The 1,060-nt window shown below is 70.6% G+C and carries 1 protein-coding gene; it reads left to right on the forward strand.

From position 1 onward, the window contains the following. Positions 1 to 64: 64 nt before the first annotated feature. Positions 65 to 1,060: prolipoprotein diacylglyceryl transferase (gene lgt / locus ACFU99_RS44465; protein ID WP_384404606.1), on the forward strand; the 996-nt coding region annotated here is incomplete at its 3' end.

Genomic DNA, 1,060 nt, shown 5'->3' on the forward strand with positions numbered 1-1,060 from the left:
ACGGAGCTGTTGCGACGGGTGGGTTGCCGTGCTTCCCGTCCGGCACGGTAGCGTCGTCCCTGTCATGGACCTCGCTTACATTCCCAGCCCGTCGACCGGCGTTATTCACCTCGGCCCGGTTCCGCTGCGCGGCTACGCGTTCTGCATCATCATCGGCGTCTTCGTCGCCGTCTGGATCGGCAACCGGCGCTGGGTCGCCCGGGGCGGCACGTCGGGGACCGTCGCCGACATCGCCGTCTGGGCGGTGCCCTTCGGGCTGGTCGGCGGACGGCTCTACCACGTGATCACCGACTACGAGCTGTACTTCGGCGCGGGTCGGAACTGGGTGGACGCCTTCAAGATCTGGGAGGGCGGGCTCGGCATCTGGGGCGCGGTGGCGCTCGGCGCGCTCGGCGCGTGGATCGGCTGCCGCCGGCGCGGCGTCCCGTTCCCGGCCTGGGCCGACACGCTCGCGCCCGGCCTCGCCATCGCGCAGGCCATCGGCCGCTGGGGCAACTGGTTCAACCAGGAGCTGTACGGGCGCAAGACCGACCTGCCCTGGGCGCTGAAGATCGACGCCGACCCGTCGATCGGCCGCGCCGCCGGTACGTACCACCCGACGTTCCTGTACGAGTCCCTGTGGTGCATCGGCGTCGCGCTGCTGGTCATCTGGGCCGACCGGCGCTTCAAGCTCGGCCACGGGCGGTCCTTCGCGCTGTACGTCGCCTCGTACACGGTGGGCCGGTTCTGGATCGAGTACCTGCGGGTCGACGACGCCCACCACATCCTCGGGCTGCGGCTGAACGACTGGACGTCGATCATCGTCTTCGTCGCCGCCGTGGTGTTCATGGTCGTCTCCGCCAAGCGCAGGCCCGGCCGGGAGTCCGTCATCGAGACGGCGTCGGCGGCGGGCGCGGAAGGCGGCGAGGGCGGCGACGACGCCGCCGCCGTGTCCACGGCGAAGTCCGGCGCGGCGGGGAAGTCCGAGGCGGCGGTGAAGACCAAGGCACCCGCCAAGGGCGAGAACCCCGAGAACACAGAAAAGGCCGAGAAAGCCGAGAAGGCCGAGAAAGCCGAGAAG

Origin of the sequence: Streptomyces sp. NPDC057654, assembly GCF_042800135.1 — a bacterium.
Classification (GTDB): Bacteria; Actinomycetota; Actinomycetes; order Streptomycetales; family Streptomycetaceae; genus Streptomyces.